Genomic DNA, 26,603 nt, shown 5'->3' on the forward strand with positions numbered 1-26,603 from the left:
ATCCCATAATCTTTTACAATGTTTAAAAAATTCATACACAGACCTGTATTGGCTATTGTGATTTCGGTCATAATTGTATTTACGGGACTGTTGGCCATAAAACAACTGCCCATTTCGCAGTTTCCACAAATCGCGCCGACCACGGTCAATATTTTTATTGCTTACCCAGGTTCAAGTGCCGATGTGTTGGTGAAATCAACCCTTATTCCTTTGGAAACCTCAATAAACGGGGTACAGGGTATGCGCTATATCGCTTCCGATGCCACCAGTGCTGGTGAAGGAACGTTGCGTGTCATTTTCGAACCGGGGACCGACCCCAACCAAGCTGTTGTTCGGGTCAAGACACGTGTAGACCAAGTAATGCCGTTATTGCCCGAACTAGTACAACGCGAAGGGGTTATCATTACCCCCGTACAGCCGAGTATGTTGATGTACGTTAACCTGTACAGCGATGCCAAGAACAATGATGAAAAGTTTCTCTACAATTACGCATACACCAAGATAATTCCCGAAATACAAAGAATCAATGGTATCGCAAGTGCCCAAATTTTGGGTAGCCGCAAATTTGCAATGCGTGTTTGGTTAAAACCAGACCGCATGCGAGCCTATGATGTATCCGCCGAGGAAATCCTAACCGCAATGGAGGAACAGAGTATTTTGGCTCGTCCCGGACGTGTTGGGCGTAGCTCCGGAAAAAGGGCGCAATCGCTGGAATATGTACTGGTCTATCAGGATAGGTACAACGAACCCGAGCAGTACAAGGACATCATTATTAAGGCGAATGGTGAAGGTGAACTATTAAAACTAGGAGATGTTGCCGATGTGGAACTTGGAAGTGAGTTCTTTGATATTTATTCCAACTTGGATGGAGACCCGTCCGCTTCAATAGTCCTAAAACAAACATTTGGCAGTAACGGTAGCGATGTAATTGATGCTGTAAAGGAAAAGCTTGTAGAGCTTGAGGAGGAAATGCCACCGGGAATCGATTATAAAATTAGTTATGACGTTTCCAACTTTCTGGATGCTTCCATTGAGCAGGTTTTACATACGTTACGGGATGCCTTTATTCTAGTAGCGGTAGTAGTGTTCCTCTTCTTGGGCGATTGGCGTTCCACTTTGATTCCTATCATTGCCGTGCCCGTATCCCTTATAGGTGCATTCTTTGTGATGCAGCTCTTTGGGCTGTCCATTAACCTGATTACACTATTTGCGCTGGTTCTGGCCATTGGTATTGTGGTGGATGACGCCATTGTTGTGGTGGAAGCCGTCCATATGAAGATGGAAAAGGAGAATCTGACACCTTACAAGGCCTCTTATGAAGTGTTGGGGGAAATAGGTGGCGCTATTATCGCCATTACCATGGTGATGGTGTCCGTATTTATTCCCATTTCATTTATGACAGGACCTGTCGGTGTATTTTATAGACAGTTTTCCATTACCATGGCGGGGTCGATTATTATTTCGGCCGTAGTTGCACTTACCTTAACACCGGTTCTCTGTGCTATGATGCTGAAGAACAATCACGGTAAACCAAGAAAAAAATCACCCATTAACCGATTTATAGATTGGTTTAATAGAAGGTTCGAGAAACTCACAGGAAGATACATCAACATATTGAGCAAGATTGTGAACCGAAGGGTCGTGACCTTTGGGGTATTGATAGCCTTTTGTGCAGGTATTTTCTTTACCAATCAAACCCTTCCCGCAGGATTTATCCCCAATGAAGATCAGGGGATGATCTATGCGATTATCCAGACACCTCCGGGTGCCACTTTGGAAAGAACGAACGAGGTTGCCAGAAAGCTTCAGGCTATCTGTGAGGAGACCGAAGGCGTGGAATCCGTTTCTTCGTTGGCTGGTTACGAAATCATGACCGAAGGTCGGGGTTCCAACGCCGGTACCTGTTTGATCAACCTTAAGCCATGGTCGCAACGAGAACATTCCGTTCACGAGATTATGGAAGAGCTGGAGGAAGAAACCAAGGACCTCGGGGCGGTTATCGAATACTTTGAGCCCCCAGCGGTGCCCGGGTTTGGGTCTTCAGGAGGTTTTTCCATGCGTTTATTGGATAAAACGGACGGAACCGACTATCATGAGTTTGAGCGAATCAACAACGATTTTATGGATGCCTTGCGAGAACGTGAAGAGTTGAAGGGATTGTTCACCTTCTACGCGGCCAATTATCCACAGTACGAGCTCAAAATCAATAATAAGGCCGCCATGCAGAAAGGGGTATCCATTGGAAAAGCCATGGAAAACCTGAACATCCTTATCGGAAGTACCTATGAACAAGGCTTTATCCGTTTCGGTAGGTTTTTCAAAGTGTATACCCAAGCAGCCCCAGAATATCGGGCTCTTCCTTCTGATTTGGAAAAGCTTTTTGTGAAAAACGAGGAAGGGGAAATGGTGCCGTATTCGGCCTTTATGAGCATGGAAAAAAGATTGGGCCCAAATGAGATTACCAGATACAACCTCTACAACTCAGCAGCCATTCGCGGTTTGCCGGCTGCCGGATATACAAGTGGGGACGCCATTAAGGCCATTGAAGAGGTCGCAGAGCAAACCTTGCCAAGAGGGTACGATATCGCTTGGGAGGGACTATCCTATGACGAAGCACAGCGCGGAAATGAATCACTTTACATTTTTATAGTCGTACTCATCTTCGTGTACCTCGTTTTGGCCGCGCAGTACGAAAGTTTCTTGTTGCCCTTGGCAGTTATCCTGTCGCTGCCCGTTGGTATTTTTGGCTCCTTTTTCCTCTTGAAGGCGATGGGGCTGGCCAATGATGTATATGCGCAGATCGGTATTATCATGCTGGTGGGATTGTTGGGTAAAAATGCCGTATTGATCGTGGAATTTGCAGTGCAAAAACGTCGCGAAGGTTCTACGGTACTCGATGCTGCCATTGAAGGTGCCAGACAGCGTTTCCGTCCCATTTTGATGACATCCTTTGCATTTATTGCCGGGTTGATTCCCCTAGTAATCGCAACGGGAGCAGGGGCCATAGGAAATAAGACCATTGGTGGTTCTGCAATGGGAGGTATGATTGTAGGAACGTTATTTGGGGTTTTATTGATTCCCGGCCTATACTTCATATTTGCAAAAATGGCGGATGGAAAAAGTTTGATCAAGGATCAGCATGATGAACCAATGTCGGAAGAGTTTTTTCATCGAAACGACACGGTTTTCAAATTGAAGGCCCGTCTGCGCTTGATGAATCAACGTTTGAAAAAAATGACGACTCCAAAAAATGGAAATAAGAATAAAAAAGGCAACCAAGATGAAGCATAGCAAATCACTTTTAGTTGGAATCATAGCCATGGTGGCCCTCTATTCCTGCGTGCCCACTCGCGAGATAAGGGATGAGAACGTTACGGTCCCAGAGGTATATCAAAATCAATCCTCCGATACCACGAATACCGGTTTGTTGGAATGGAGATCGTTCTTTAAAGATCCCAACCTGATTGCATTGATAGATTCGGCCTTGGTGAAGAACCAAGAGTTGAACATTATGCTGCAGCAGGTAGATATGGCCCAGAATAGGATTCAGGCCAAAAAAGGGGAGTATCTGCCTTTTGTCAACCTTCAGGCAGGTGCCGAGGTAGAGAAAGTAGGTGAATATACCCGAAATGGAACTGTGGAAAAAAACCTTGAGGTGAAGGAAGACGAAGAGTTTCCCGAGCCCCTGACCAATTATATGGTCGGGGCCTTCGCCACTTGGGAATTGGACGTTTGGAAAAAACTCCGTAACGAGAAAAAAGCAGCTATTTACGAATATTTATCCAGCGTAGAGGGCAAGAACTTTATGGTGACCCATCTGGTTGCGGAAATTGCCGACTCCTATTACGAGTTAATGGCCTTGGACAACCAAATGGCCATTATCGACCAAAACCTGGAGATTCAGCAGAATGCGTTGCGTATGGTGAAACTGCAAAAGCAGGCTGCCCGTGCCACGGAATTGGCGGTAAAGCGTTTTCAGGCAGAAGTGATGAAAAACCAAAGCCATAAATACGAAATTCAGCAGGAAATTGTAGAGGCAGAGAACCGATTGAACTTTTTGTTGGGTCGTACTCCTCAGCATATTCAAAGGGCGTCCGATGGTTTTATCGACACACCCATTGATACCATTTATGCCGGTATACCCTCACAGTTGCTGCGGAACCGTCCAGATATTCGAAACGCTGAATATGAATTGGCAGCGGCCAAACTGGACACCAAAGCTGCCAAAGCGAATTTTTATCCACAGTTTACCATTAAAGCTGGCTTGGGATTAGAAGCTTTCGATACCAAGTATTTGACCACAACCCCGGAATCGGTAATCTATTCGGCCATTGGTGATATGGTCGCACCATTGATTAACCGAAATGCGATAAAGGCCCAGTATAAGAATGCTACGGCCCGACAGTTACAAGCGGTCTTCGAATATGAAAAGGCCATTTTGAATGGTTATATCGAAGTGGCCAATCAGTTATCAAATATTGATAACTTAAAAAAGAGCTATGAATTAAAAAATGGTCAGGTACAGGCATTGACGGAATCTATAGACTTGTCAACTCGTTTATTCCAATCCGCAAGGGTTGAATATATCGAAGTACTTCTGGCACAGCGAGAGGCCCTGGAATCCAGAATGGAATTGGTAGAGACCAAAAAAGACCAGTTGTTGGCCCAGGTAAATATGTACCGCGCCTTGGGCGGCGGCTGGAATTAAGTCCCAAATCGATAGCTTTACCTGCTGTCTTGGCTATTGATTTACCCAAAATGAATCCCGGTTTACAATTGTAAACCGGGATTCTGATTTTATGATGAATTATTTTGTGGCGATATCGCTTAAAGCTTGATAAAGCTCAAATAGTACCGGATTTTTAAATTCATTGTTCCAAAGCACAACAATACGGTCGTTGTCAATAAAACGAAGTGCATAGCTGGAAGTTCCGGCCGAAGCTCCACCGTGACTGACCGTTGCAGCAAACTCATTTCCCATATACGGGAAATCGATCAAGCTAAAACCATAGCCGTATGGACTTTGGTGAGGTCCCCATCCACTTTTTGCTTCTTCGGGCAGGGAATGGGGCTGAAATGCGAGAGCCCAAGACTGTTTTGAAATCAATTTATCCGTTCCAACGGCCATCATAAATTTATGCAAGTCCTGCAAGGTGGTTTTTTCCCCACCAGGACCGGTAAAATCAAGCTCCTTTGCCGGTAGCAATGGCTCGCCTGTTTCAAGATAATAAACGGGCATGCTTGGCCCATAAATGGGAGCGGACCAATACGTGTCCGACATATGTAGAGGCTTAAAGATTTTTTCCTGTAAAATGACATTGTAATCATCCCCCAAATGAGCCATTACAATTTCAGAAAGAAGCACATATCCTGTATTGCTGTATAAAAATGCTGTGCCCGGCTCGAATGCCAAAGCTGTTTTTGCAATTTTTTGCTCCAGAATACTCCTTTGGCTTTTTTGGTCGTGCTCCGCTTTCGCTCTTTCCTCATAAACTTGACTCGAGAACCCGGAACGGTGGCTCAATAGATCGTGGATGGTGATTTTATCGGCCATTTTATGCTTGAACCATGGAAGGTGTTTGGATATGGGGTCTCCCAAAAGGACTTTTTCTTCTTCTAGCAGTTGTAAGATCAATACAGCCGTAAACATTTTGCCCACGCTTGCATCCCAGAATCGCATTTTAGGGGAGTTGGGAATGTTCAGGCTACGGTCGGCAAGTCCGAACGCTCCTTCATAAATTATGTTTTCTCCCTCGGCAACCAACAGGGCACCGTGGGTTTTTCCTTCATCAAAAAGTTGTTTGGCAAAGGCCTCGATTTTGGGCGCATCCTCTTTGGTAAGTTGACCAAAGCTTACGGACACGATAAAAAAACAATAAACACATATAAAATAGTTGACCCTCATCTATCAAATTTTATGTTTTATGGGTTCTTATGATTGTCAATTTGCGTTTGGGACAGTCCCAAAAACTCAGCGGCATTGTCATAAAAAATGTCCTCTTTTTGTTCCAGTGTCAGAAATTCTGCCGAATTGATGGCGTCCACCGCAATATCGATGGTCTCAGGCCATACCATTTGGTCGGTGCCAAACATGATTCTGTTACCGAAACCTGAATCCACCAAACCTTTAATGAAGTTATGGAATTCCGCTTTGGGCAATACCCAGTCAATCGCGGCCACATCCAAATACAATTGCGGATGCATGTACAGCATAGCTTTCATATCCTCTAAATAAGGCCATCCCCCGTGCATTACATAAACCTTTAGGTTTGGATGGGCGACCAATACGTCCTCCAACTGTTTTGGGTTGGCATTTTTTACCCTGATTTCACTCATTCCCAAATGGTAAAGTCCACCAGGTGGCCCTCCTGGCATAATATGGAAGCCCACGGGTAGATTGGCTTTTTCGGCTAAATCGAACAATGGTTCTAGTGAGGCATCATCTGCGGTAACACCGCCGTAAAACGGATTTAGTTCACCAATGGCAACCAATTCTCCTTTTTCGGCCATCGTTTTCAACTGTTCAAGGGGCATATTTCGTCCGCTTACCAATATGCGTTCAGGATTGTCGGCTTTCCATAATTGACCATCGGAGGTGAGTGCCAACACAATGTTGTGCTCATCCATTTTTTTAAAGGTTTCGATTTTTAGCTGCTCGGGTGTTTTTACGCCTTTGTACATTTCATTTTTCAATGGATTTGGATGGTCCATACCGAACATCATGCTGCCCAGTTCCTGATTGTAGGCGTGCAGGTGCATATCTATTATGGGGCCTATGTATTTTTGGGAGTGCAGGGTTCCCCAAAAGGAGAATAGTACCAACCCGATTAAAATTTTCTTCATGATTTGATGTACTGGTCGTTGAGTGCAACCAAGGTATCCGATTCAGAAATTCTGTAATTGTAAAAATCCGAACTCTTTGATTTGAACCGTAAGAACTCGGAAGGGGAGATTCCTCCAAATTCCCTAAAATCTTTAATGAAATGTGCCTGGTCAAAATAACCGCATGCATAGGAAATCTCGGTCAAAGAGCTATTCGAATCGCTTGAAAGCAATTGAGCGGCCTTGTTGAAGCGAATGATCTTTCGGTAGTATGCAGGACTCATTCCAATATGTTTTTTGAACAACTTTTGCAGTCCTCGATTTGAAATGCAAAGGGACTGGCTCAACGTATCAATAGAGATCGAGTTTTCGGAATTCAAAAGTTGCAGTGCACAGGGGAGCCTGGGATCAATTTCTGGAAATCCCATTTTTTTGCTGATGAATATTTCCAGTAAGGAAAACTTCTCTCCGATGGATTTACATTCTCGAAGTTGGTTGGCGATTTGCTCGATCTCGCTAGCAGGAAAAATGATATCCAACTCGCTCAACGTGTCCAGTAACTCGAAAGCAGGTATTTTTTTTAAATAGGAAAGCCCGTAACTACTAAATTGAATGGTCATGAACTTCATTCCAGCATAAGGTTTAAAGAACACGGTGGAGCTGCAGGAGGTATAAATGGAATGGGCCGATGAGGTTTTGTTGACCAGTATCTCCTCATCCAAAGAAAACAAAATATTGGTGGTCGCATTCGGAAATATGGCTGTTCTACCCTCTAAGATATCCTCTTGGGTCAACTCCACATAGGTCATAAACTTTACGACCTGTAAAAGTGTTGGATTTTTAGGTATGTGGAGTTGTTGAATCATTTTGGAGCCTACTTATTCTACCATAGTTGAGTCTGGAGTTTGGCCTGGCAACGGCAATTCGGTAACGGGAGCATCCCAGACCACTTTCCAATCTCCATCCATTTTTTCCCAGAGCACCATATAGTTGCCTTTATCTTCCATAGCTGGAATCGGCGAGTTTTCATTTGGTGTAAATATCATGGTGTATTTGCCGTATTCCGTCGCCAAATCACCACTGGCCTTCACTTCTTGCGTATTAAGGTCGAATTCCCATGTTCCAAATTGAATGTTCTGTTTCCAAGCGGCTTTATAGTTCTCGACCCCGATAACAGCAGGTTGGTTGGGCATAAACTGGATACTGTTGTCGGCGAAATGTACGGCTGCGGAGTCGATCATGCCCGAAGCATAAAATCCTTCGATTTTTTCATTCTTTTCTTCAATAATTTTTTGAATTTCAGCGGAATATGCTTCTCCTGACATCGGTTTAGGGGTGGGTTGCTCACAACTGGTGGCAAAAACAATAATCAGTAATGTTGCGATGCCAAATATGAATTGATGTTTCATAATAATATAGTTAATGGGTTATTTGAAAAGTTAGCATTGTTTTAATCATGGGGCAGCCTTAAAAATCTGGCTGCGTTATTATAAAAGATATCTGCTTTCTGTTCGTAGGTCAAAAAATCAGCATCATTTATGATGGCGATGGATTCGTCTATCAGTTCTGGCCAAATAATCATATCCGAACCGAACATGATCCGCTTGCCAAAGCCCGCATCAACCATTTTTTTCAAGTGGCTCTGGTACAAATATTCACGGGGATAGCACCATTGGATACCTCCCAAATCCACATAAAGCTGCGGATAGTGGTACATCATCGCAATGAGTTCATCAATGAACGGCTCCCCATAATGTGCAATGGATATCCGCATCTTAGGATATTTTTTCAGCACTTCTTCCAGTAGTAATGGGTTGGAATGGGCGACTTGGTATTCTGGATTTAAAAATAAAGGCGTCCCTGGAAGACCACTCCCCATGTGAAGCAAAACAGGAACATCCATTTCTTCTGCCAAGGCATAATAAGGGAACATTTTTGGGTCGTTGGGTGCAATCCCAACATATTGATTGCTTATTTCGCCCAATACTTTCAGTCCTTCAGTTTCTATCAACGATTGCAAGCTGTCCACAGGAATACTGTCCCGGTTTATTCGAAATTGGATTCCTCGGATAAACTTATCGGGAAAATGACTTATCAATTTTTTGGTTGCGGGAAGGCTACCGCTTGTTATAGCCGTAATATTATATTTTTCTACCTGATTGCTCAGCCTTTCCACATACTCTTCGTAGGTAACGGGAGACCAATAGGGGTTTTCGCAATCGGGATTTGCTGCTTTGCCCCAAAAGACATCCCCAAAATCATTCTGTGGGTCAAAATGTTGCACAATGGTGGATAGGGGAGTGCACATCGCCATGGGTTCCGGCGAGAGTTCGTTTTCCTCCAATGCGTGGAGGTGCATATCGATTATGGGTCCTTGATAGGCCCTTTTCTGGTTTGGCTCGCTTTTTTCTTTTGTACTGGGGGAACATCCTAAGAGACAAATACAAATTGCAAGGAACACATTGTTCTTTACAGATGGTTTCATTGTCGGAATGTTTACTGTTATAGGTTTGAAAATCAATCTATTACCAACGACGATGCAAGTTCCCTGTGCAACTTCCATTCGCCGTCTTTGGTCTTTTTCATAATGACCATAAAGGTATCCTCCATTTTATGGACAGTTCCGCTTTCATCGGTATAGTACACGGAACTTATCCCGAAATCGTAAGCCATGGTATCGGACAGTATCACGGTTTCCTTGGGGTTCATTTTTATGCTGTCATAACGGAATTTGTTTCCGTGTTGCTCTCTCAATTTTCTATAGGCAATCCAATCTTCACTGCCAGGACCGATAGAAATCATATCCTCTGTGGTAAACTTTCCCAGATCTTCGTAACGTCTTTCCTTCACTGTCTGTTCGAAGGATTTTCGCACCTGTTCAATTTTTGCCAATTCGGCTTCCACATCAATTTCATTGGTCTGTACAGGCTTCACGACCACCTTGTCCTGTTTTTCTCCGCAGGATATCAAGGCCAAAACTAAAAGAAGGATCACTGCGTTTTTCATCCTTTTTGGTTTTATTCGTCTTCTTTGTATTTGTCAAACCATGCCAATACAGCAGCGATTTTTGCAATTAAGTTGCTGGGTTTGTTGGCGATACCGTGCCCTGCGCCTGGAATCCGTACCATGGCGGTTTCCACGTTCTCCAATTTTAATGCCGCGTAGAATTGCTCAGATTCGGCAATCGGTGTACGGTAATCCTCTTCACCGGTCAATAGCATGGTGGGAGTGGTCACATTGCCCACATAGGTGAGGGGGGAGCGTCGCATATAGTTTTCTGGGTCTTCCCAAGGTTTTTTACCGAACCAATATTTGGAGAAAAACTGTACCCCATCCGCATAGAGCACAAAACTGGTCCAGTTGATAACAGGTTTGGCCACTACGGCGGCTTTAAAACGGTCTGTTTTGCCCACGATCCATGCCGTAAGCACTCCACCTCCGGAACCACCGGTGACAAACAGGTTTTCTTCATCTACGTAGCCTTTTTCCAAAAGTGCGTCTACTCCCGACATCAAATCTTCATAATCGTGATTGGGATAATCGTGGTGTATCAGGTTTCCGAATTCTTCGCCGTAACTGGTACTTCCACGAGGGTTGGTGTAGAGCACCACATACCCTTCGGCGGCGTATGCTTGGATTTCGGCGGAATAAACCGCACCGTAGCTTGTAAAAGGTCCACCGTGAATTTCTAAGATCATCGGATATTTTTTCGATGGGTCAAAATCTGGGGGCGTTACCACCCAACCTTGTATTCTACGTTGATCATAGGAGGACTCCCACCACATTTCTTCGACTTTGCCCAATTTTTTAAAGGAAAAGAGGTCATCGTTGACTGCTGTTAACCGGTTGGAACTTTTGGTGTCTGCCGCACCCAAATCAGAAGGATGCGATGTATCACCCAGGGTATACGCAAATTTGTTGTTCTCAGAGGCTGAAAAACTGGCCGCATTGTAAGGTCTTCCCAAAGATAGGCCTCCCAAACCATCGGTAATTTCATCTACTTTACCCGATAGGCTGATCGAACTCAATTTGCCCATACCTTTGTCGGTATATATCAAATAAAGGCCATTGCCCTTACTGTTCCAGGCCATATCTTCAACATCACGGTCAAAATCGCCGGATATCAATTGGGAATCGGAACCATCGGTGTTCATAACATACAAACGAGTAACTTGGTAACCTTGTAGACGGTCATCGTAACCCAAATAGGCGATTTTGGAACCATCTGGCGACAATACAGGGTTCCCATCGGGACCATATCGGTCGGTGAGGGGGGTAATTTCTCCGTCAGTTATATTGATGCTATAAATTTCGCTATCCGCGGGTTCAAATTCTTCATCTTTATGGAAGTTGGCACTAAAATATAAATGACTGTTGTCCTTGGCCCATATGGGTCCTCCATGGTCAAACTCTGAGAAGGTGAGCTGTTTTGGGGTTCCTCCGCTAATTGGCAGGGTGAACAGTTGGGAATTACCTCCTTTATAATACCCGGCACCATCACCACGGTAGTTCATTTTGTCGATGTATTTTGGTGGGTCGTTCCATTTGGCCCCTTCTGGTTTGCCCGGCATTTTTATGATGGATTTATTCGTTTCGGGCACAAACATGTTGAAGGCTAGGTGCTTATCGTCATGTGACCAAGAAACGGAGCCTGGGGATTGTGGTGTATTGGTGAGGGCCATAGTTTCCTTGGTATCCAACCACATAAGGTACAGCTTCATTTTATCATCCGCCATATTGGATTTGAAAACTATTTTTTTGCCATCGTGAGACCATCTTGGGGCGAAATCGTTATGGTTGCCCGTGGTCAATGGTCGATTGTTGGAGCCATCAAAATTGATGATCCATAAGTTGGAAAGGTTTCGGTCCGTCATTACATCCTTAAAATTGCGAACATAGATAATTTTTGAGCCATCAGGAGAAATCTGGGGGTCTGAGACATATTCCATGTTGAAGATATCCAATAACTCCAGATTGGACTGCACTTGACCAAATACTAAAGGATTTATGGCCACAAGCAGCAGCAAAGTGATGCGTAGTCTTTTCATGAGGTTGGTTGTTTAGTTCCCTAAAAATAAGCAAATTATCCCTTGCAGGGACATCCCGATTAAAAAGTAGGTGAATTAATAGGAAGTGGTCATGTCTTGGTCTACACAAATGATGAAATCAGCAATATGGTAGTTCTCTTCTTGTAGCTTTTGTACATCTTCTTGCAAAACAGTTGAAATGGTTCCGTATTCCAATTCGGGTCGTTGCAATTGTAAATACCAAAGAATGCCCTCATAATCATTTGAATGGTATGCTCCGTTAAAATGAAGGAACAAAGCACCCTCTTTGTAATTTTGAAGTATAAAATGGGCCATTGTGGCGTCTTTTAATGCTTGTGCCATTGCAAGTGAAGGTGTTGCATGTTCCCCCATCATTTTGAGCATATTGCGATACCCTGGTAATTCGGGGTCGTAGGTTATGGGCAAGGGGGCAATCCATCTTTTTTCTTCTTGTGACAAGGTGTCCAGCGCTTGGAACCCTCCACCTTTGTAGACTAAACTGGCATAGCGTCTGGGTACGTTGGATGCCACAAAAACCAAACTGCTATCCTTGGCAAAGTCTATCAATGGCGCATAATCGGTTTTGTGGTTGTTCCAGAGTCGTGCAGTGGAATCCAAAGCCTTGTAGTCTATTTTCCCCGATAAATAATCGTTGAGCTCGTCTTGGTTGTCGGCTTCCATCATTTCAGCGCCGAGAATAAGCTGTCTTTTGCTGTGAAGGTCGGCCGTAAGCTCGTATTGTAGCCAATGCGCAATGGGATTATTGTGCAGCTCCCCGAACAGCACCATATCCTTTTTCTCCAAAGTCTTCAGCATTTTTTTATAGGAGACCTTTTTTCCTTTGGCGTTGTAAATTATATAGGGCTCTTTTTGAGCCGATACGGTCAAAAATGTCAACACAAAGGTTAATAGGAAGAGCGATTTTTTCATTTCCACCAGGCTTTATGTTTCCTCAAATACACTATTTGCCCTAAATGATAACCTGTATGGGCACTCATATTGATAATTTCCTCGCTCCACTCTTTTATTTTGATGTCGTTCGATTTTTCAACGGAGACCTCCCATTCGGTCTGGATGCTGTCCAATCGCTTCAATGTTTTAAGCCATTCCTCCTCAGTGGGGGTTTGAAAAGTATCGTCATTTACAATCTCCTGGTCTGGAATCTCCAAACCCTTGAACGACCTTAAATTCATTTCATTCCAAAAAGCGATGTGAGAAGTCAACTCAGCTATGGAATGATTGGTGGTACTGTCTTTCCAAATAGCTTGTTCATAAGTCAAACCTTCAAGGGCAACACTTGTGGGAGCAAACCATTCCTCATTGGTGTGCGTATTTTGTAATTGAGCTTTTACCAAACGTTTTAAGTCCTCGCCCTCTTTCTTTTGAGAGCAGGATAGAACAAATCCGATTAAAAAAGGAAACACCCAACTTTTTCTAGACATATGCTTTGATGGTTAATTTATCGTTCCCACTCCGTATGAAAAATACCTTCGCGATCCAAACGCTCGTAGGTATGAGACCCAAAATAATCGCGCTGCGCCTGAATCAGGTTCAACGGCAAACGACTACTGGTGTAGGCATCAAAATAGGTGAGGGCATTGGACAATCCTGGCAACGGAATACCATTGGCTGCTCCATAACTGATCAATTCCCTGGCAGCATTCACCGTGCTTTGCACTTTTTCCACAAAAGAAGGAGAGAGCAACAGGTTCTGCAACTCTTTATCCGCTTGGTAGGCTTCGGTAATATCGGCCAATAGCGCGGCACGGATAATACAGCCGGCACGCCAAATTTTTGCGATTTCGCCCAGTTCCAGTTCGTAACCGTATTCCTTGGAGGCATCGGCCAATTGGTGCATGCCTTGTGCATAGGTAATGATGAAGGCGAAATACAAGGCTTGCTCAGCTTTTGCTATAAAATCTTGCTTGTCCACCGCTTTTGGGGCAGGGCGGTCGTACAATTCGTCCGCTTTGATACGCTCCGATTTAAGTGCAGAGATTTCACGCATACTTACTGCGATATCAATTGTAGGTACGGGAATGCCCAAATCCATGGCGTTTTGGGATGTCCATTTTCCGGTTCCCTTTTGTTTGGCCTTGTCCAAGATCATATCCACAAGGTCGTTGTCGGACAAATCATCTTTTTGATCAAAGATTTCCGAAGTGATTTCCACCAAAAAGGATTGCAACCGACCTTCATTCCAGTCGGAATAGGTTTTGTGGAGCTCATCGTTGGTAAGTCCGCCTGCTTTTTTGAGAAGGTCATAAATTTCGGAAGTCAGCTGCATCAAACCGTATTCGATGCCGTTGTGGACCATTTTTACGTAGTTCCCTGCCGATTTCGGGCCCAGATACGCCACGCAAGGTTCTCCTTCGTATTTGGCCGAAACAGCTTCAAAAATAGGCTTTACATGTTGGTAGGCTTCCTTGGAACCGCCAGGCATAATGCTTGGTCCTTTTCGGGCACCTTCGGCCCCGCCAGAGACACCAGCACCAAAAAAGTTGATTCCTTTTTCTTTTAAATAAGCTTCGCGACGGTCGGTATCAGTATAAAAGGAGTTTCCTCCATCAATAATAATATCGCCTTGGTCCAAGTGCGGCAACAACCCTTCGATTACGCTGTCCACTATTTTTCCGGCAGGCACCAATAACATTATTTTTCTGGGAGTTGTCAAAGACTGTACAAAGGTTTTAACATCGGAAGTAGCATTGACTTTGTCAGGATTGCCGCCTTCTTTGATCAATGCACTTACTTTTTCTTCATCCAAATCATTTCCGAATGCTGTAAATCCGTTATCGGCAACATTCAAAATAAAATTACGTCCCATTACTCCAAGGCCCACAAGGCCAAAATCATACGTGTCTGCCATTCTATTTTTTTTCTTCTTCTTAGGTGTTAAGACATCACTAAGGTTGATGTTTCTTGAATTACGAACCTAAAATAAACCTTATATTCGTGATGCTCAAAAATATTGACGTCATATTGAAATCAATGTGCCGATAGGAGCGTAAACTCGCCAGAAAACGAAAAAACTATGAAAAAGACCGATAATCAGATGCTCGTTATTTTTGGGGCATCGGGTGATTTGACCGCTAGAAAATTGATACCTTCCTTATTCAACCTATACTTGGCCAAACAACTGCCTGAGAATTTTGTGGTACTCGGTGTAAGCCGCAGCGACCTTTCGGATGAGGCTTTCCGTAATCGCGTGGTTTATGAAAGCAAGTATTTGACCGAAAAAACCAAGGATATTGACAAAGACAAGGTAAAAGGTTTTGCGGACAAGTTATATTACGAGGATTTGGGCGATAGTTACGATACGGATTATGGTCCTTTGAGAAAACGGGTAGAGGCATTGAAAGAAAAACACGATACCTCGGGAAACATAATCTACTACCTTTCCACTCCGCCGACCTTGTACGAGACGGTTTCCCACAATCTGTCCGATGCGGGGATGAATACACAGAACAATGGCTGGAAACGCTTGATTGTGGAAAAACCTTTTGGCTATAGCTTGGAGACGGCCCAAAAATTAAACAAAGGACTGCACAAATATTTTAAGGAGCATCAGATTTACCGAATAGATCATTACCTCGGAAAAGAGACCGTGCAGAACCTCTTGGTGACCCGATTCTCCAATAGCATTTTCGAACCCCTTTGGAACCGAAATTACATTCAGCGGGTCGAGGTGACCAATGCGGAAAGTGTTGGGGTAGAGAAGCGCGGTGGCTATTATGATAAATCAGGTGCGCTCCGTGATATGTTCCAAAACCACTTATTACAAATAGTTTCGTTGGTGGTAATGGAGCCACCAATCGGTGCAGATGCGGAAGAAATCCGAAATGAAAAGGTAAAAGCGTTAAAGTCGTTACGTGTGATGACGGACGAAAAGGAGCTTTTTGAGAATACGATAAGGGCCCAGTACGTGGCATCCAAAATAGATGGAAAGGATGTTAAGGGATATCGAGAGGAAGATGGGGTGGACCCCAATTCCACTACTGAGACTTATGCGGCCATTAAATTTTATGTGGACAATTGGCGCTGGCACGGCGTCCCATTTTATGTACGGACCGCTAAACGGATGCCCACCAAGGTGACCGAAATCGTGATTCACTTTAAAAAACCGCACCATCAAATTTTTAAGGGTTCAGAAATGCAGGAAATGGATAATAAATTGATTATCCGTATCCAACCTGATGAGGGAATCCTGATTAAGTTTGGGGTAAAAGTTCCCGGTCAAGGCTTTAAGGTAGAGCGGGCCAATTTGGATTTTTATTATGCCAACTTGGCCGAAACCTATGTAATGGAAGCCTATGAACGCTTGTTGTTGGATGCCATGCAAGGTGATGCTACGTTGTATGCACGTGCCGATGAGGTAGAAGCGGCCTGGGAATTTGTTGACCCGATTCTTAACTATTGGGAAAAAGGTAAGGACGTTAGAATGTACGGTTATGCCGCAGGTGCATGGGGACCCGAAAATGCAGACGATTTAATCGAGGAAGATGGTTATTGGAGAAATCCTTCGGAAAACTTGGCAGATGATCCAGGGTATTGCGTAATCTGTTAGAAGTCAGAAGTCAGAAGTCAGAAGTCAGAAGTCAGAAGTCAGGAAAAAATATGTCAGTTCAATCGCAGTCGAGAACAACTAATTAATTCAAGATGGATTTAAAAATATATAAGGATAAACAAGAGGTGGCTAAGCAATTTTCCAGCTATTTTGTAGATCAGTTGAAAGATAGAGCTACTTTTCATGTGGCGTTGTCCGGAGGAAGCACCCCAAAAATCGTTTTTGATGTACTGGCGGATAATTTTGCCGGTAAGGTAGATTGGAGTAAAGTACATTTTTATTGGGGGGACGAACGTTGTGTCCCTCCTTCGGATGATGAGAGCAACTATAAAATGACGGTGGAGCACCTTTTTTCCAAGATTGATGTGCCCGAAGCGAACATCCATAGAATTTTGGGCGAAAAAGACCCCGTTAATGAAGCATTGCGTTATGCCAATCTACTGGAAATAAATTTGGACAGGGTTGATAAGGTGCCCCAATTTGATTTGGTAATCTTGGGTATGGGCGATGACGGTCACACGGCATCCATCTTCCCGCACGAAATTGCACTTTGGGATGCTGAAGATCATTGTGTAGTAGCAACGCATCCCGATTCAGGACAAAAACGAGTTTCCATCAACGGAAAAGTTATTAATACCGCCAAAGAAGTCGCTTTTTTGGTCACAGGGGCATCCAAAGCCGAAAAAGTGGAAGCTGTTATAGAAAAAACCGAAGGTTCCGATGCCTATCCTGCATCCTTGGTCAACCCGTCCTCAGGGAATTTAGTGTGGTTTTTGGATGAGGAGGCTGCTTCTATGCTTAATCAAAATCCATCTTAACGTTTTCGCCCTGTAAAAATTCCAAATACTCGTTTACTTTAAAGTTGTTGGACTCGTATTTGCTATCCCGCTTAAAGGCGGATTGCTTGCGTTCCTTGCTGCGTGCGAAACGACGAATATCCTGCTTGGTCTTTAGTATAAGCCCTGGAACTGTTTTGTTCTTTCCATCCTTTCCTTTGGCCACCATGGTAAAATAGGAGGAATTGCAATGCTTTACCTCTCCTGTGGTTATATTTTCCGATTCAACCCGTACACCCACGACCATAGAAGTTTTCCCAGTATAGTTGATGGATGCTTTTAGTGTGGCCAGTTCGCCCACTTCAATAGGATTTAGAAAATCCACACGATTTACCGAAGCCGTTACGCAATAGCTTTGTGAATGTTTGGAGGCACAGGCAAAGGCTATTTGGTCCATAAGATTGAGAATGTGCCCACCGTGCACCTTGCCACCAAAATTGGAGTGGGAGGGCAGCATAAGTTCGGTGATGGAAACCCTACTTTCTCGGGATGATTTGAATTTTTTCATATGTTGTTGGGGTTTTTCATATCTCTATTTCCCAGGAGGGAAATTGTTTTCGCCTCTAAAAAGAGGGGTTAGGGGTGTGTTATCTAATTCCTAAAAATCGGTGATTTTTCAGACTTTACTTCTGTGATAAAATATTTGGTGTCGCCCAACCAGAAAAAGGTGGCGTAGCGTTCTTTGTAAGTGACTTTGATGTATTGACCTTGGAACTCCTTCATTTTTTCAATGATTTCCTTTTCGCCATCTTCCACGGAGAACGAAAACACATTGGTGCCAGATAGCCCTTGGCTGATCTGTCCTTCCCAGGTCTTGACCAAAACCCCTTTTCTACTGAATTTAATGAGTTCCCCAGAACGATACCCCTCACTATAGGGCACATAATAGATAAAGGCAAAATACCCTGCAAATCCAACTAGAATGGCAGCGATAAAAATGATCAGGAATTTTTTCATGGTAGTGTTTTCTAATTCAGTTCTTCAAAATCGTCATCCAATGCACGCTTGAGCAATTTATCGTCTATGCTCTTACTGGCCTTGGCTCCCAAGGATTTAAGTTTTTCCACTCGTTTGATCAGGTTGCCACGCCCTGTTAGCTTTTTCATTGTGCTTTGGTAAGTGTTTTGAACTGTTCCAATCTGATTGCCGATTTTTAAAAGCTCATCGGTCAAATTGGTAAAGGAATCGTACAGTTTGCCTGCTTCAGTGGCAATTTCAATGGCAAATCGCTTTTGTTTGTCGTTTTTCCAGAGGTTGTCCACCAGTTTTAAGGCGGCCAAAAGCGTAGATGGCGTAACAATAATCACGTCTTTCACAAAAGCATCCTCATATAAATTGGGCTCAAAAGCCGAGGCAATCGCAAAAGCAGGCTCCGTTGGTATGAACATAAAGACCGTATCTGGGCTTTCGTCAATCAAGAGTTGATAGTTCTTCTTGCTCAACTCCTCTATATGCCTCTTAATGGAATCTATATGTTGTTTCAGGTAGATTTCCCGTTGTTTTTCATCTTCTTCGGATACGTATCTTTCGAAATGAACAATGGAAACCTTGCTGTCCACAATCATTTTTTTGCCGTCTGGTAAATGAATCAGCACATCGGTCTGGTACCTTTTCCCTTCCTCGTCCTTAAAACTGTCCTGTAGTGTATATTCACGGTCTTTGGTAAGGCCGGATTTCTCCAAAATACGTGTCAAAATCACCTCGCCCCAGTTCCCTTGCATTTTGCTATCACCTTTTAAGGCCTTGGTCAAGTTCTCCGCCTCTTGGGTAATTTTCAGGTTTTGACTGCGTAAATCCAATAATTGTTGTTTTAAAGCAGCGTGCAGACCAAAATTTTCCTGCTGGGATTTCACTACTTTTTCCTCAAACTCTTTTATTTTTTTATTGAGCGGGTCCAGTATGTTGTCGATATTTTCTTTGTTGCTCTTGGTGAACTTTTCGCTTTTTTCGTCAAGAATCTTATTGGCCAGATTTTCAAATTCTTTGGTGAATTTCTCCTGAAGTTTTTCCAGTTCCTGTTTTTGTTCCAAGAGTTTTTCTTCCAGATTGTCCGATTTGGATTCTTCTTTGGCCAGAGCGATTTCAATTTCAGATTTCCTGTTTTGAATCTCCTTTATTTCCTCTTTCAGTGAGGACTCTGTTTTTCTAAATTCGATTTCCTTGCTTTCCCAAACACTCTCTGTTGACTTGGTCTTCAGTTTTTGAATGTACATCCCCACAAACAGGCCAATGGCCAATGTAATGATGAAGCCTAAAATGATATAGATAAGTTCTGCGCCCATTAAAAAAATTCTGAAGGATAAAGATAACGGATTATAAAGATAAATATGCCATTTCAGCGAAAGCAGAAATCCACAATATTGTTCATTGAATTAGGTTTGCCAAATGCACTTCGACTACGCTCAGTGCCCGTTGGCGCTCAGAAATTTTACTTGTTCACTTTAAACGAACCCGTTTTAGCATCAAACTGCACCATTTCCGAAGGAAACAAACGGTCAAAATGTTTTTGTTCAATGAGTTGGCAAGGGTCTCCGAAAGGATTGTCTTTTCCATCCAAAATCAATATGCGGTCGCATAACTGAATGGCCAATTCGATTTCGTGGGTAGTGAACAGGATGGTTTTCTGTTTGTCGTGGGCCAATTCTTGAAGCATTTTTAAAATCTGCACTTTATGATACAAATCCAAATGCGTGGTGGGTTCATCCAAGAGAATCAAAGAAGTGTCCTGTGCCATCGCTCGCGCCACCAGCACCCGCTGTAACTGCCCATCACTAAGCTGGTGACATTTTCGGTGCCGTAGGTCTTTCAATAAAAAGGCATCCAAACTCGCTTCAATCTGTTGCTTGTCTTGCTTGGTCAAAGTACCGAGCCAATTGGTGTAGGGTTGTCTCCCCAAGGCAATCAATTCTTGTACGGTCAGGTTTTTGGAAGCAGGCTGCTCTGTCAACACCACGCTAAGTTCTTTGGATAGGTCGGAGGAGGTGTATTTTTCCAGATTTTGGTCTTTCAACCGGATGTTTCCATCAAGTTTAGGCTGAAATCCCCCCAATGTGCGCAGTAAAGTCGATTTTCCGATACCGTTAATGCCCACAACACCACAGAGGATTCCAGCTTCCAAATCAAAATTGATGTTTTGTGCTATGGTTTTGGAAGCGTATCCAATGGACAAATCGGCAATGGACAATATGTTTTTCTTCCCTTTCGCCATCAGAACATCATTTTACGTTTGCGGACCAAGAGCCATATTACCACAGGAGCCCCTACCAGGGATGTAATGGCGTTTATGGGCAACACGCTGGCGGAATTGGGCAGTTGCGCCAAGGTGTCGCACAACAGCATTAGAATGGCACCGTACAGCATCACTGCGGGAATCAACACTTTGTGTTCCATCGTATTGAAAATTTGACGCGTAAGATGCGGCACGGCCAAGCCCACAAAAGCAATGGGGCCTGCAAATGCAGTGATTCCACCTGCCAATAATCCGGTGGCGACAATGATGGTCAATCGGGATTTTTTCAAGGAAACACCAAGGCTTTGCGCGTAATTTTCTCCCAAAAGGAAGGCGTTCAACGATTTTATGGAGATAATACTCAGGAAAACGCCGACAGCTACGATGCTTCCCAACAAAAACAATTGATTTACGGATAGATTGCCCACGCTTCCGAAGGACCAAAAATTAAACCGCTGCAAATCCTCTGCACTGGAAAAATAGGCCAGAACGCTTACAATTGCAGAAGTGATGCTGCCGAACATCAACCCAATAATGAGTAAGGCCATAGTGTCCTTTACCCGTTGGGCCACGATCATTACTATCAAAAGCACCAAAAAACTGCCAAAACTTGAGGCGATGGATAGGGTTATATCACCCAAAAATGAAAGGGATGTGTACCCTGCCAAAATGGATGTGCCCATTAAAAGTAAGGCGGCGCCCAAACTGGCCCCAGAACTGATACCCAATACAAAAGGGCCTGCCAAGGGATTTCTGAACAAGGTTTGCATCAAAAGGCCACTTAACGATAGTCCCCCGCCCACCAAAATGGATGTGAATGCCTTAGGTACCCGATAATCCCAGATAATATACTCCCACGAAGCAATTTCAGGACTTTCTCCGAATAGGGTAGACAACATATCGGCAAAAGGTATGGTAACCGACCCCGAACTGATGTTCAAAAGCCACGAACACAGCAAGGCGAGCACCATCAGTAAAAACGAAAACCGATATGTTCGACCTCCTTGCATTTATTGTAACGGTTTTATGAATTGCAGTTCGTGTTGTGGCAATAGTTCGGGATGCAGTATTTTGATAAGATCTTTTAAAACCAAATCGGGCCGATGTGGGGCCGATTCATAAAAAATGAGCCCTCCCGTTTCGCCTTTGTCAATGGCATTGGAAAACACATTTTTGCTTTTGAAAGCATCAAACTGTTGATGGTGTGGATTGGCTTCGGCCAATTCGGTATACTTGGTTTCGGCTGACGGATTGAACCAATATTCTGCGTCTTGGGCTTTTTCCAAAACCGATTCCAGACTAAGTCCTATGCTGCCCGTTTCGTTGTTATCGGCCCAAAGATAATCGGCATTGGCATCCTCCAGAAATTTGGCCATCCAGCTTTTTCCGCCTGCTACGTACCATACGTCTTTGTACAGTCCACCTGTTAAAACCGTGGGTTTGGTCTTTGCTTTTTGTGCCAATTCTTTGGCTTGTAGGTAAGAAGATGCAACTTCTGAAAAAATACTATCGCCCAAGGTCTCCTTTTGAAAAAAAGGTGCAAAGAACTTGATCCATTCCGCTTTTCCCAAAGGGGTGTGTTCTACCCAATCACCGTTGTATACCACGGGCGTTCCCGCTTTTTTGATAATGTCGTATGCATTGTTTTCATTGTTGATGCTAAACCCGACAATAAGCTCTGGATTCATGGCAAGTACTATTTCGGTATTGAGCATGTCGTTCATCCCCAGATTTTGGATTTGTCCGTTTTCCACCAGTTTTCGAGCCTCTGGAGAGGAAATGTAATCCGTATTGGGAAAACCCACAAAAGTGTTGAGTTCGCCCAATTGCCTTAGGGGCTCAATGTGGGTGGTGGAGGTAAGCACCACTTTTTCAACAGGAGTGCCGATGATGGCATCGTAGGCATCTCTTGGAAAGGACATTGCTATCAATTTTTCCTTCGGAACCAGGGCGTAGGTAAAATTGTCGGCTCCTGGCCAAGCGGAGGTGACTTCAATAAGAGTTATATCGCCTTCTTGTTTTACCGTGAAGCCCTTTGCATACGTAATGTTCGATGCTGTTTCTTGAATTTGAACGGGTCGCTGCTTTTTTTCCTGTTTACAACCCGTCAGCGCTACCAGAAGCAAAGCCAGTGGTAGAATTAATCGATGTTTTTGTGCCATGGGTCAAAAGTAAGATTATTTAATTTTTGCGGAAAAAGATTAAACAGATTGATTAGCTTTGGCCCCGAATTTTGGTTCGCACGGAGTTTCCGTGGGATTAAAAGGGAATCCAGTGCAAAACTGGAGCTGTTCCCGCAACTGTAAATGTATGCCAAATTAGTTTTGGCACCTCTAAATGAGGATGTTGTTTACTACATACCCACTGTCCATTTTTTTTGGATGGGAAGGGCGAACAACATTACATAAGCCAGGAGACCTGCCAAATTCAAACAAACAATGTTAAACTTTCGGGATAAAAGTTTACGTATGCATCACATACTATTCTCCCGTTTATTCAATTAAACGAAATGAAAAAAAATCATTTATGGTTGATTACCGCCCTATTGGCGGGTAAGGGTATTTTTGCGCAAAATGTACCGCAAGATTCACTTAAAGTGCAGCAACTGGACGAGGTTGTTGTAAGCGATTCAAAATTTGAGTTGAAAAGAGAAAACTCAGGAAAAACAGTGATCAAGATCACTGCTGAAGAAATGCAGCGCAACCAAGGCAGGACGGTTGCGGAAATCATCAACACCAAAAGCGGAATCGAGATTGCAGGGAGTCGCGGTAGGGACGGTGACGTTCTTGGGGTTTATGCCCGAGGAGGTCGTGGTCGTCAGGTTTTGATTATTATCGATGGTGTTCGTGTGTCGGACCCCTCCACATTTTCGGCAGAGTACGATCTTCGTTTGCTTTCTCCTAATACTATCGAGTCGATTGAGATCATTAAAGGGGCTGCCAGTACACTTTATGGTACCAATGCGGTTACGGCCGTAATCAACATCACTACAAAAAAGAGTTCAGAAAAGAAGATTGCAGGTAATTTTGAAACGAGTGTGGGAACCAATCAAACTGTCGATGACCAGAATTATAATATCGGGAGCATTCAAAATTCCGCCAATGTCAACGGCACTTTGGGCAAGTTCAATTATGGGGTCGATTTTTCCAATAGATATAAAAGCGGGCTCTCAGCAGCGGTAACACCTGAGAATGAAGAGGATATTTTTTCCCACTACAGTACCAATGTAAAGCTGGGCTATCAGTTTTCGGAAAGTTTTGGGGTTCAGGTTTATGGGAATCAGACCAAGTTTAAAAATGAATACGATGCCACTTTGGCCGAAGCCCCCAATTTGGGTAAGAACGAACAACAACGCGTTGGTCTTTCTTCGGAGCTGGGCTATGGAAAAGGTTCAGTACACTTGAATGCGGCTTACACGGATTATGAGTCCGTGGCCAATGACACCTTTGGTGAAAGTACGACGGAAGGAAGCAATTGGGTATTGGATGTGTACAATAAATATGTTTTTGCGGAGCAATTCCATACTATTTTGGGGGTGAACTACATAAAGGATGAGGCCATTTTTGCAGAAGAGGTGGATTTTACCATTGTGGATCCTTATGCCAATGTAGTCTATGTTTCGGATTTTGGTCTGAACTTGAATGCGGGTGCCAGACTGAACAATCATTCCGAATATGGAAGCCATTTTGTGTACAATGTGAACCCATCCTATGTATTTGATACGGAAAAGGGGTATGTAAAATTGATGGGGTCTTATGCCACATCGTACATCACCCCTAATTTAACGCAATTGTTTGGTGCTTTTGGCGGAAATCCTGATTTGGAACCAGAGGAGAATACAACGCTTGAAGGGGGGGTGGAATTCAAACTGGACCGAACTTTCCGAATCAGCACGGTCTATTTTGATAGAAACGAGACCAATGCCATTGGGTATGACGCCAATTTTATGAGCATTAATGTGGCTGATGAAATCGATGCCAATGGGTTAGAGGTGGAAGCTACTTGGTTGCCTTGGAGCAAGCTTAGCGTGAATGCCAATTATACCTTCACGGAGCGGAAAGGGGACAATGCCATCCGTATTCCCAAGCACAAGGCGAATGTATCGCTGTGGTATCAGTTTTGTGAAAGTACGAACACATCATTAAGCTATGCTTATACCGGCGAACGTTTTGATACGGATTTTGCGACCTATACCGATATTGCTTTGGAACCGTTTTCCTTGTTGAACTTTTCCATAAGGCACGAACTGATCAAGAACAAACTCAATGTGTTCGTAAATGCGGACAACTTATTGAATGAAGATTATAGGGAATTGCTTGGGTTCACCACCCGAGGAAGAAACTTTAGGGTTGGTCTTAACCTGAACCTTTAAAAAAGAAAAGCGGCCGATAGGCCGCTTTTTTATTATTTGTTCAACTGCAAAGGCTTTTCCAAATACATATTATCTTTTAATGGATTATGCATTCTGGAACTGTCGAAGTTCTCAACTGGCATTTCCACCGTAAAGTCTATTTTAGAAGATATTCCAGAAATTTCTTCTAGGGCGCGTGCCAATAGAGGCTCGTTTGGGTCGCCCAACACACCGAGATTGGTCAGATCTTCGCTAAGTGCAATATCTGGAACCAAGCCACTGGTGTAATCGTAGAATCCATCTGCATTTTCATTTCTGCCTACCAAAGGTTGCAATCCCCAACTGTTATCTGGATTAATTTTACCCTCTCTATTTTCACTGTATATATAGCTGTTTTCTAAATCATCGACCAAGGTAATGGAAAATTCATTTTTTCCGCGAGTGGTTGTACCGATATGAATCACATCTATATAAGGGTCAAGGCCATTCATGACCAATTCACTGGCAGAGGCAGAATCGCCGGTAGCCAAAACAAAAACACGGCTCAAATTCAAAGTGTTGATTGCACTAGCACCAGTTGAACTCGCAAAATAATCCGTTAAAAATTCATCAGAAAATTCAGCTTGAATCTTAGCGTTCCAACGCTGTTTGATATAAACATCACTGGTGTTGGTACCATAGATCATACTGGCCAAAAGGCGAGAAGTATTCACGGAGCCGCCCGGATTGTAACGCATGTCCAATACCAACTCTGTAGCACCATCCGCCTTAAATTGGGCGAAAGCATCGTTTAAATCCTCATTGAAGCTGCTCAAAAAGCGGTTGTACATCAAATAGGCCACTTTGGTACCGTTTACGTCCAAGGTTTTGGCAACTAATATTGGGTCTTCGATTTGGTTCTCTATTTTGGTTAGGGTAACTTCTTTAGCACTGTCCGAAATAGTGTTGTCCGATACTGTCGCCATTCCTAATGTATAGGTGCTATTTTCACCAAAGAGAAGATTGATATAGTTCTGAGTGTTTAGTTGCACACCATCAACCCGTGTAAAAAACTCGCCTCTTTGGATATCTTTTGTGGAGGCATCCGAATTTGGGACGATGTATTGAACATATCCAAAAACATCGCTGGAATTGCCAATAAGTCTTAAACCAAATTCAAGTCCATTGCTTTGTGATATTCCAGAAAGACTGTTCACTAATTCGCTGTAGTCCTCATTTGCGAAACTAAATCGATCTATGGCATTTTCTTCGCCTACTATTCTCTCATGGTTGTTGCAAATGCTGTAATAAAAATTTTCAGGATCGGGATAAGATTCCAAAAAAGCCGTGTACTCGGCATCGGTGGAAAAGCGAGTATCGGCCAGATCCGGCACATCCGGTTGCCAAAAATACCAAAGGTTCATAGCCTTCCACATAAAATTTTGGGCAGCCACATCTGCAGTTGGGTCCGGGTCTGGGGTTGGACCGGGCTTGATACCGTTATCATCATTGCTGCACGAGGTCAACAGCAAGGACAATCCTAAAAAAAGGAAAGAATACTTTTTCATAGCTTAATTTTTATTGAATTTACTCAAATTTTGTTCCAAATTGATTATTGGTGTAGGTTTAGATGAGTAATATCACATGGATTACCATGTAAATTTACCCTGCAAAATAGGGCTATATAAGGAGATGGCAAATTTTTTGTAACAAATTTCGATATGTATCGTCGTGATAGTGTAGACCGATAATTAACAGACTGAACAACAAA

At 43.4% G+C, this 26,603-nt stretch carries 22 protein-coding genes and 1 riboswitch; of the genes, 5 read left to right on the forward strand and 17 right to left on the reverse strand.

What is annotated here, in order from left to right; genetic code table 11:
* Window positions 1–18: 18 nt before the first annotated feature.
* Together K1F36_RS05535 and K1F36_RS05540 are read left to right on the forward strand one after the other, a co-directional pair.
* Window positions 19–3,291 (forward strand): efflux RND transporter permease subunit, encoded by a 3,273-nt coding sequence (locus K1F36_RS05535; RefSeq protein WP_220112910.1) that lies wholly within the window; start codon window positions 19–21, stop codon window positions 3,289–3,291.
* Entirely contained in the window at window positions 3,281–4,708 is a 1,428-nt protein-coding gene (locus K1F36_RS05540; RefSeq protein ID WP_258538948.1) for a TolC family protein, read from the forward strand. Before K1F36_RS05535 ends, K1F36_RS05540 begins: the two co-directional genes overlap by 11 nt.
* Window positions 4,709–4,807: 99 nt before the next feature.
* On the opposite strand, the gene K1F36_RS05545 is transcribed toward K1F36_RS05540, so the two are convergent.
* The 10 genes from K1F36_RS05545 to gndA form a co-directional block, all read right to left on the reverse strand.
* On the reverse strand, window positions 4,808–5,905 hold the full coding sequence (locus K1F36_RS05545; RefSeq protein ID WP_220112912.1) for a serine hydrolase domain-containing protein: 1,098 nt from the start codon (window positions 5,903–5,905) through the stop codon (window positions 4,808–4,810).
* Between the two features lie 17 nt (window positions 5,906–5,922).
* Window positions 5,923–6,843, reverse strand: a complete 921-nt coding sequence (locus K1F36_RS05550) for an amidohydrolase family protein (protein WP_220112913.1) — start codon at window positions 6,841–6,843, stop codon at window positions 5,923–5,925.
* Window positions 6,840–7,688, reverse strand: a complete 849-nt coding sequence (locus K1F36_RS05555; protein ID WP_220112914.1) for a helix-turn-helix domain-containing protein — start codon at window positions 7,686–7,688, stop codon at window positions 6,840–6,842. The genes K1F36_RS05550 and K1F36_RS05555 overlap by 4 nt, the downstream gene beginning before the upstream one ends.
* Before the next feature lie 12 nt (window positions 7,689–7,700).
* Entirely contained in the window at window positions 7,701–8,231 is a 531-nt protein-coding gene (locus K1F36_RS05560; protein WP_220112915.1) for a YybH family protein, read from the reverse strand.
* Window positions 8,232–8,272: 41 nt separating this feature from the next.
* A complete protein-coding gene (locus tag K1F36_RS05565; RefSeq protein ID WP_220112916.1) occupies window positions 8,273–9,307 on the reverse strand; it encodes an amidohydrolase family protein in 1,035 nt (344 codons plus the stop codon).
* A gap of 32 nt (window positions 9,308–9,339) precedes the next feature.
* A complete protein-coding gene (locus K1F36_RS05570) occupies window positions 9,340–9,828 on the reverse strand; it encodes a YybH family protein (protein ID WP_220112917.1) in 489 nt (162 codons plus the stop codon).
* Between the two features lie 11 nt (window positions 9,829–9,839).
* Window positions 9,840–11,870: a S9 family peptidase gene (locus tag K1F36_RS05575; protein WP_220112918.1), complete on the reverse strand. Its 2,031-nt coding sequence runs from the start codon at window positions 11,868–11,870 to the stop codon at window positions 9,840–9,842.
* Window positions 11,871–11,945: 75 nt separating this feature from the next.
* Entirely contained in the window at window positions 11,946–12,800 is an 855-nt protein-coding gene (locus K1F36_RS05580) for a ChaN family lipoprotein (protein ID WP_220112919.1), read from the reverse strand.
* Window positions 12,797–13,312, reverse strand: coding sequence for a DinB family protein (locus tag K1F36_RS05585; protein WP_220112920.1), 516 nt, complete (start codon window positions 13,310–13,312; stop codon window positions 12,797–12,799). Before K1F36_RS05585 ends, K1F36_RS05580 begins: the two co-directional genes overlap by 4 nt.
* A 17-nt stretch (window positions 13,313–13,329) precedes the next feature.
* Window positions 13,330–14,739, reverse strand: coding sequence for an NADP-dependent phosphogluconate dehydrogenase (gndA, locus tag K1F36_RS05590; protein WP_220112921.1), 1,410 nt, complete (start codon window positions 14,737–14,739; stop codon window positions 13,330–13,332).
* 165 nt (window positions 14,740–14,904) lie between these two features.
* Between gndA and zwf the strand changes: the two genes are divergently transcribed.
* Window positions 14,905–16,437, forward strand: a complete 1,533-nt coding sequence (zwf, locus tag K1F36_RS05595; protein WP_220112922.1) for a glucose-6-phosphate dehydrogenase — start codon at window positions 14,905–14,907, stop codon at window positions 16,435–16,437.
* A 92-nt stretch (window positions 16,438–16,529) separates the two neighbouring features.
* Window positions 16,530–17,255, forward strand: coding sequence for a 6-phosphogluconolactonase (gene pgl, locus K1F36_RS05600; RefSeq protein ID WP_220112923.1), 726 nt, complete (start codon window positions 16,530–16,532; stop codon window positions 17,253–17,255).
* Here pgl and K1F36_RS05605 read toward each other — a convergent pair.
* From K1F36_RS05605 to K1F36_RS05630, 6 genes are all read right to left on the reverse strand, one after another.
* Window positions 17,236–17,781, reverse strand: a complete 546-nt coding sequence (locus tag K1F36_RS05605) for an acyl-CoA thioesterase (RefSeq protein WP_207033040.1) — start codon at window positions 17,779–17,781, stop codon at window positions 17,236–17,238. The two genes, pgl and K1F36_RS05605, sit on opposite strands and share 20 nt — an antisense overlap.
* Before the next feature lie 83 nt (window positions 17,782–17,864).
* On the reverse strand, window positions 17,865–18,230 hold the full coding sequence (locus K1F36_RS05610) for a 6-phosphogluconate dehydrogenase (protein ID WP_220112924.1): 366 nt from the start codon (window positions 18,228–18,230) through the stop codon (window positions 17,865–17,867).
* A gap of 11 nt (window positions 18,231–18,241) precedes the next feature.
* On the reverse strand, window positions 18,242–19,555 hold the full coding sequence (locus K1F36_RS05615; protein ID WP_220112925.1) for a DNA recombination protein RmuC: 1,314 nt from the start codon (window positions 19,553–19,555) through the stop codon (window positions 18,242–18,244).
* Window positions 19,556–19,701: 146 nt separating this feature from the next.
* Complete coding sequence (locus tag K1F36_RS05620) at window positions 19,702–20,481, reverse strand: ABC transporter ATP-binding protein (RefSeq protein ID WP_220112926.1); 780 nt, start codon at window positions 20,479–20,481, stop codon at window positions 19,702–19,704.
* On the reverse strand, window positions 20,481–21,512 hold the full coding sequence (locus tag K1F36_RS05625) for a FecCD family ABC transporter permease (protein WP_220112927.1): 1,032 nt from the start codon (window positions 21,510–21,512) through the stop codon (window positions 20,481–20,483). The genes K1F36_RS05620 and K1F36_RS05625 overlap by 1 nt, the downstream gene beginning before the upstream one ends.
* Window positions 21,513–22,664, reverse strand: a complete 1,152-nt coding sequence (locus K1F36_RS05630; RefSeq protein ID WP_220112928.1) for an ABC transporter substrate-binding protein — start codon at window positions 22,662–22,664, stop codon at window positions 21,513–21,515.
* A 55-nt stretch (window positions 22,665–22,719) separates the two neighbouring features.
* Window positions 22,720–22,942, forward strand: a riboswitch (cobalamin riboswitch).
* Between the two features lie 69 nt (window positions 22,943–23,011).
* On the opposite strand from K1F36_RS05630, the gene K1F36_RS05635 reads away from it, so the two are divergent.
* Entirely contained in the window at window positions 23,012–24,874 is a 1,863-nt protein-coding gene (locus K1F36_RS05635) for a TonB-dependent receptor plug domain-containing protein (RefSeq protein ID WP_220112929.1), read from the forward strand.
* 32 nt (window positions 24,875–24,906) lie between these two features.
* Here K1F36_RS05635 and K1F36_RS05640 read toward each other — a convergent pair whose 3' ends face one another.
* Window positions 24,907–26,400, reverse strand: coding sequence for a S41 family peptidase (locus K1F36_RS05640; RefSeq protein ID WP_220112930.1), 1,494 nt, complete (start codon window positions 26,398–26,400; stop codon window positions 24,907–24,909).
* Window positions 26,401–26,603: the final 203 nt, after the last annotated feature.

Origin of the sequence: Flagellimonas abyssi, from assembly GCF_019457905.1 — a bacterium.
Classification (GTDB): domain Bacteria; phylum Bacteroidota; class Bacteroidia; order Flavobacteriales; family Flavobacteriaceae; genus Flagellimonas; species Flagellimonas abyssi.

What these genes read in the sequence shown, in the direction of transcription:
- K1F36_RS05570 (WP_220112917.1), bottom strand. Translation starts at nt 9,828, where the DNA reads ATGAAAAACGCAGTGATCCTTCTTTTAGTTTTGGCCTTGATATCCTGC.
- K1F36_RS05550 (WP_220112913.1), bottom strand. Translation starts at nt 6,843, where the DNA reads ATGAAGAAAATTTTAATCGGGTTGGTACTATTCTCCTTTTGGGGAACC.
- zwf (WP_220112922.1), top strand. Translation starts at nt 14,905, where the DNA reads ATGAAAAAGACCGATAATCAGATGCTCGTTATTTTTGGGGCATCGGGT.
- K1F36_RS05620 (WP_220112926.1), bottom strand. Translation starts at nt 20,481, where the DNA reads ATGGCGAAAGGGAAGAAAAACATATTGTCCATTGCCGATTTGTCCATT.
- K1F36_RS05555 (WP_220112914.1), bottom strand. Translation starts at nt 7,688, where the DNA reads ATGATTCAACAACTCCACATACCTAAAAATCCAACACTTTTACAGGTC.
- K1F36_RS05640 (WP_220112930.1), bottom strand. Translation starts at nt 26,400, where the DNA reads ATGAAAAAGTATTCTTTCCTTTTTTTAGGATTGTCCTTGCTGTTGACC.
- K1F36_RS05635 (WP_220112929.1), top strand. Translation starts at nt 23,012, where the DNA reads ATGAAAAAAAATCATTTATGGTTGATTACCGCCCTATTGGCGGGTAAG.
- pgl (WP_220112923.1), top strand. Translation starts at nt 16,530, where the DNA reads ATGGATTTAAAAATATATAAGGATAAACAAGAGGTGGCTAAGCAATTT.
- K1F36_RS05585 (WP_220112920.1), bottom strand. Translation starts at nt 13,312, where the DNA reads ATGTCTAGAAAAAGTTGGGTGTTTCCTTTTTTAATCGGATTTGTTCTA.
- gndA (WP_220112921.1), bottom strand. Translation starts at nt 14,739, where the DNA reads ATGGCAGACACGTATGATTTTGGCCTTGTGGGCCTTGGAGTAATGGGA.
- K1F36_RS05625 (WP_220112927.1), bottom strand. Translation starts at nt 21,512, where the DNA reads ATGCAAGGAGGTCGAACATATCGGTTTTCGTTTTTACTGATGGTGCTC.
- K1F36_RS05560 (WP_220112915.1), bottom strand. Translation starts at nt 8,231, where the DNA reads ATGAAACATCAATTCATATTTGGCATCGCAACATTACTGATTATTGTT.
- K1F36_RS05565 (WP_220112916.1), bottom strand. Translation starts at nt 9,307, where the DNA reads ATGAAACCATCTGTAAAGAACAATGTGTTCCTTGCAATTTGTATTTGT.
- K1F36_RS05535 (WP_220112910.1), top strand. Translation starts at nt 19, where the DNA reads ATGTTTAAAAAATTCATACACAGACCTGTATTGGCTATTGTGATTTCG.
- K1F36_RS05540 (WP_258538948.1), top strand. Translation starts at nt 3,281, where the DNA reads ATGAAGCATAGCAAATCACTTTTAGTTGGAATCATAGCCATGGTGGCC.
- K1F36_RS05545 (WP_220112912.1), bottom strand. Translation starts at nt 5,905, where the DNA reads ATGAGGGTCAACTATTTTATATGTGTTTATTGTTTTTTTATCGTGTCC.
- K1F36_RS05615 (WP_220112925.1), bottom strand. Translation starts at nt 19,555, where the DNA reads ATGGGCGCAGAACTTATCTATATCATTTTAGGCTTCATCATTACATTG.
- K1F36_RS05580 (WP_220112919.1), bottom strand. Translation starts at nt 12,800, where the DNA reads ATGAAAAAATCGCTCTTCCTATTAACCTTTGTGTTGACATTTTTGACC.
- K1F36_RS05610 (WP_220112924.1), bottom strand. Translation starts at nt 18,230, where the DNA reads ATGAAAAAATTCCTGATCATTTTTATCGCTGCCATTCTAGTTGGATTT.
- K1F36_RS05605 (WP_207033040.1), bottom strand. Translation starts at nt 17,781, where the DNA reads ATGAAAAAATTCAAATCATCCCGAGAAAGTAGGGTTTCCATCACCGAA.
- K1F36_RS05630 (WP_220112928.1), bottom strand. Translation starts at nt 22,664, where the DNA reads ATGGCACAAAAACATCGATTAATTCTACCACTGGCTTTGCTTCTGGTA.
- K1F36_RS05575 (WP_220112918.1), bottom strand. Translation starts at nt 11,870, where the DNA reads ATGAAAAGACTACGCATCACTTTGCTGCTGCTTGTGGCCATAAATCCT.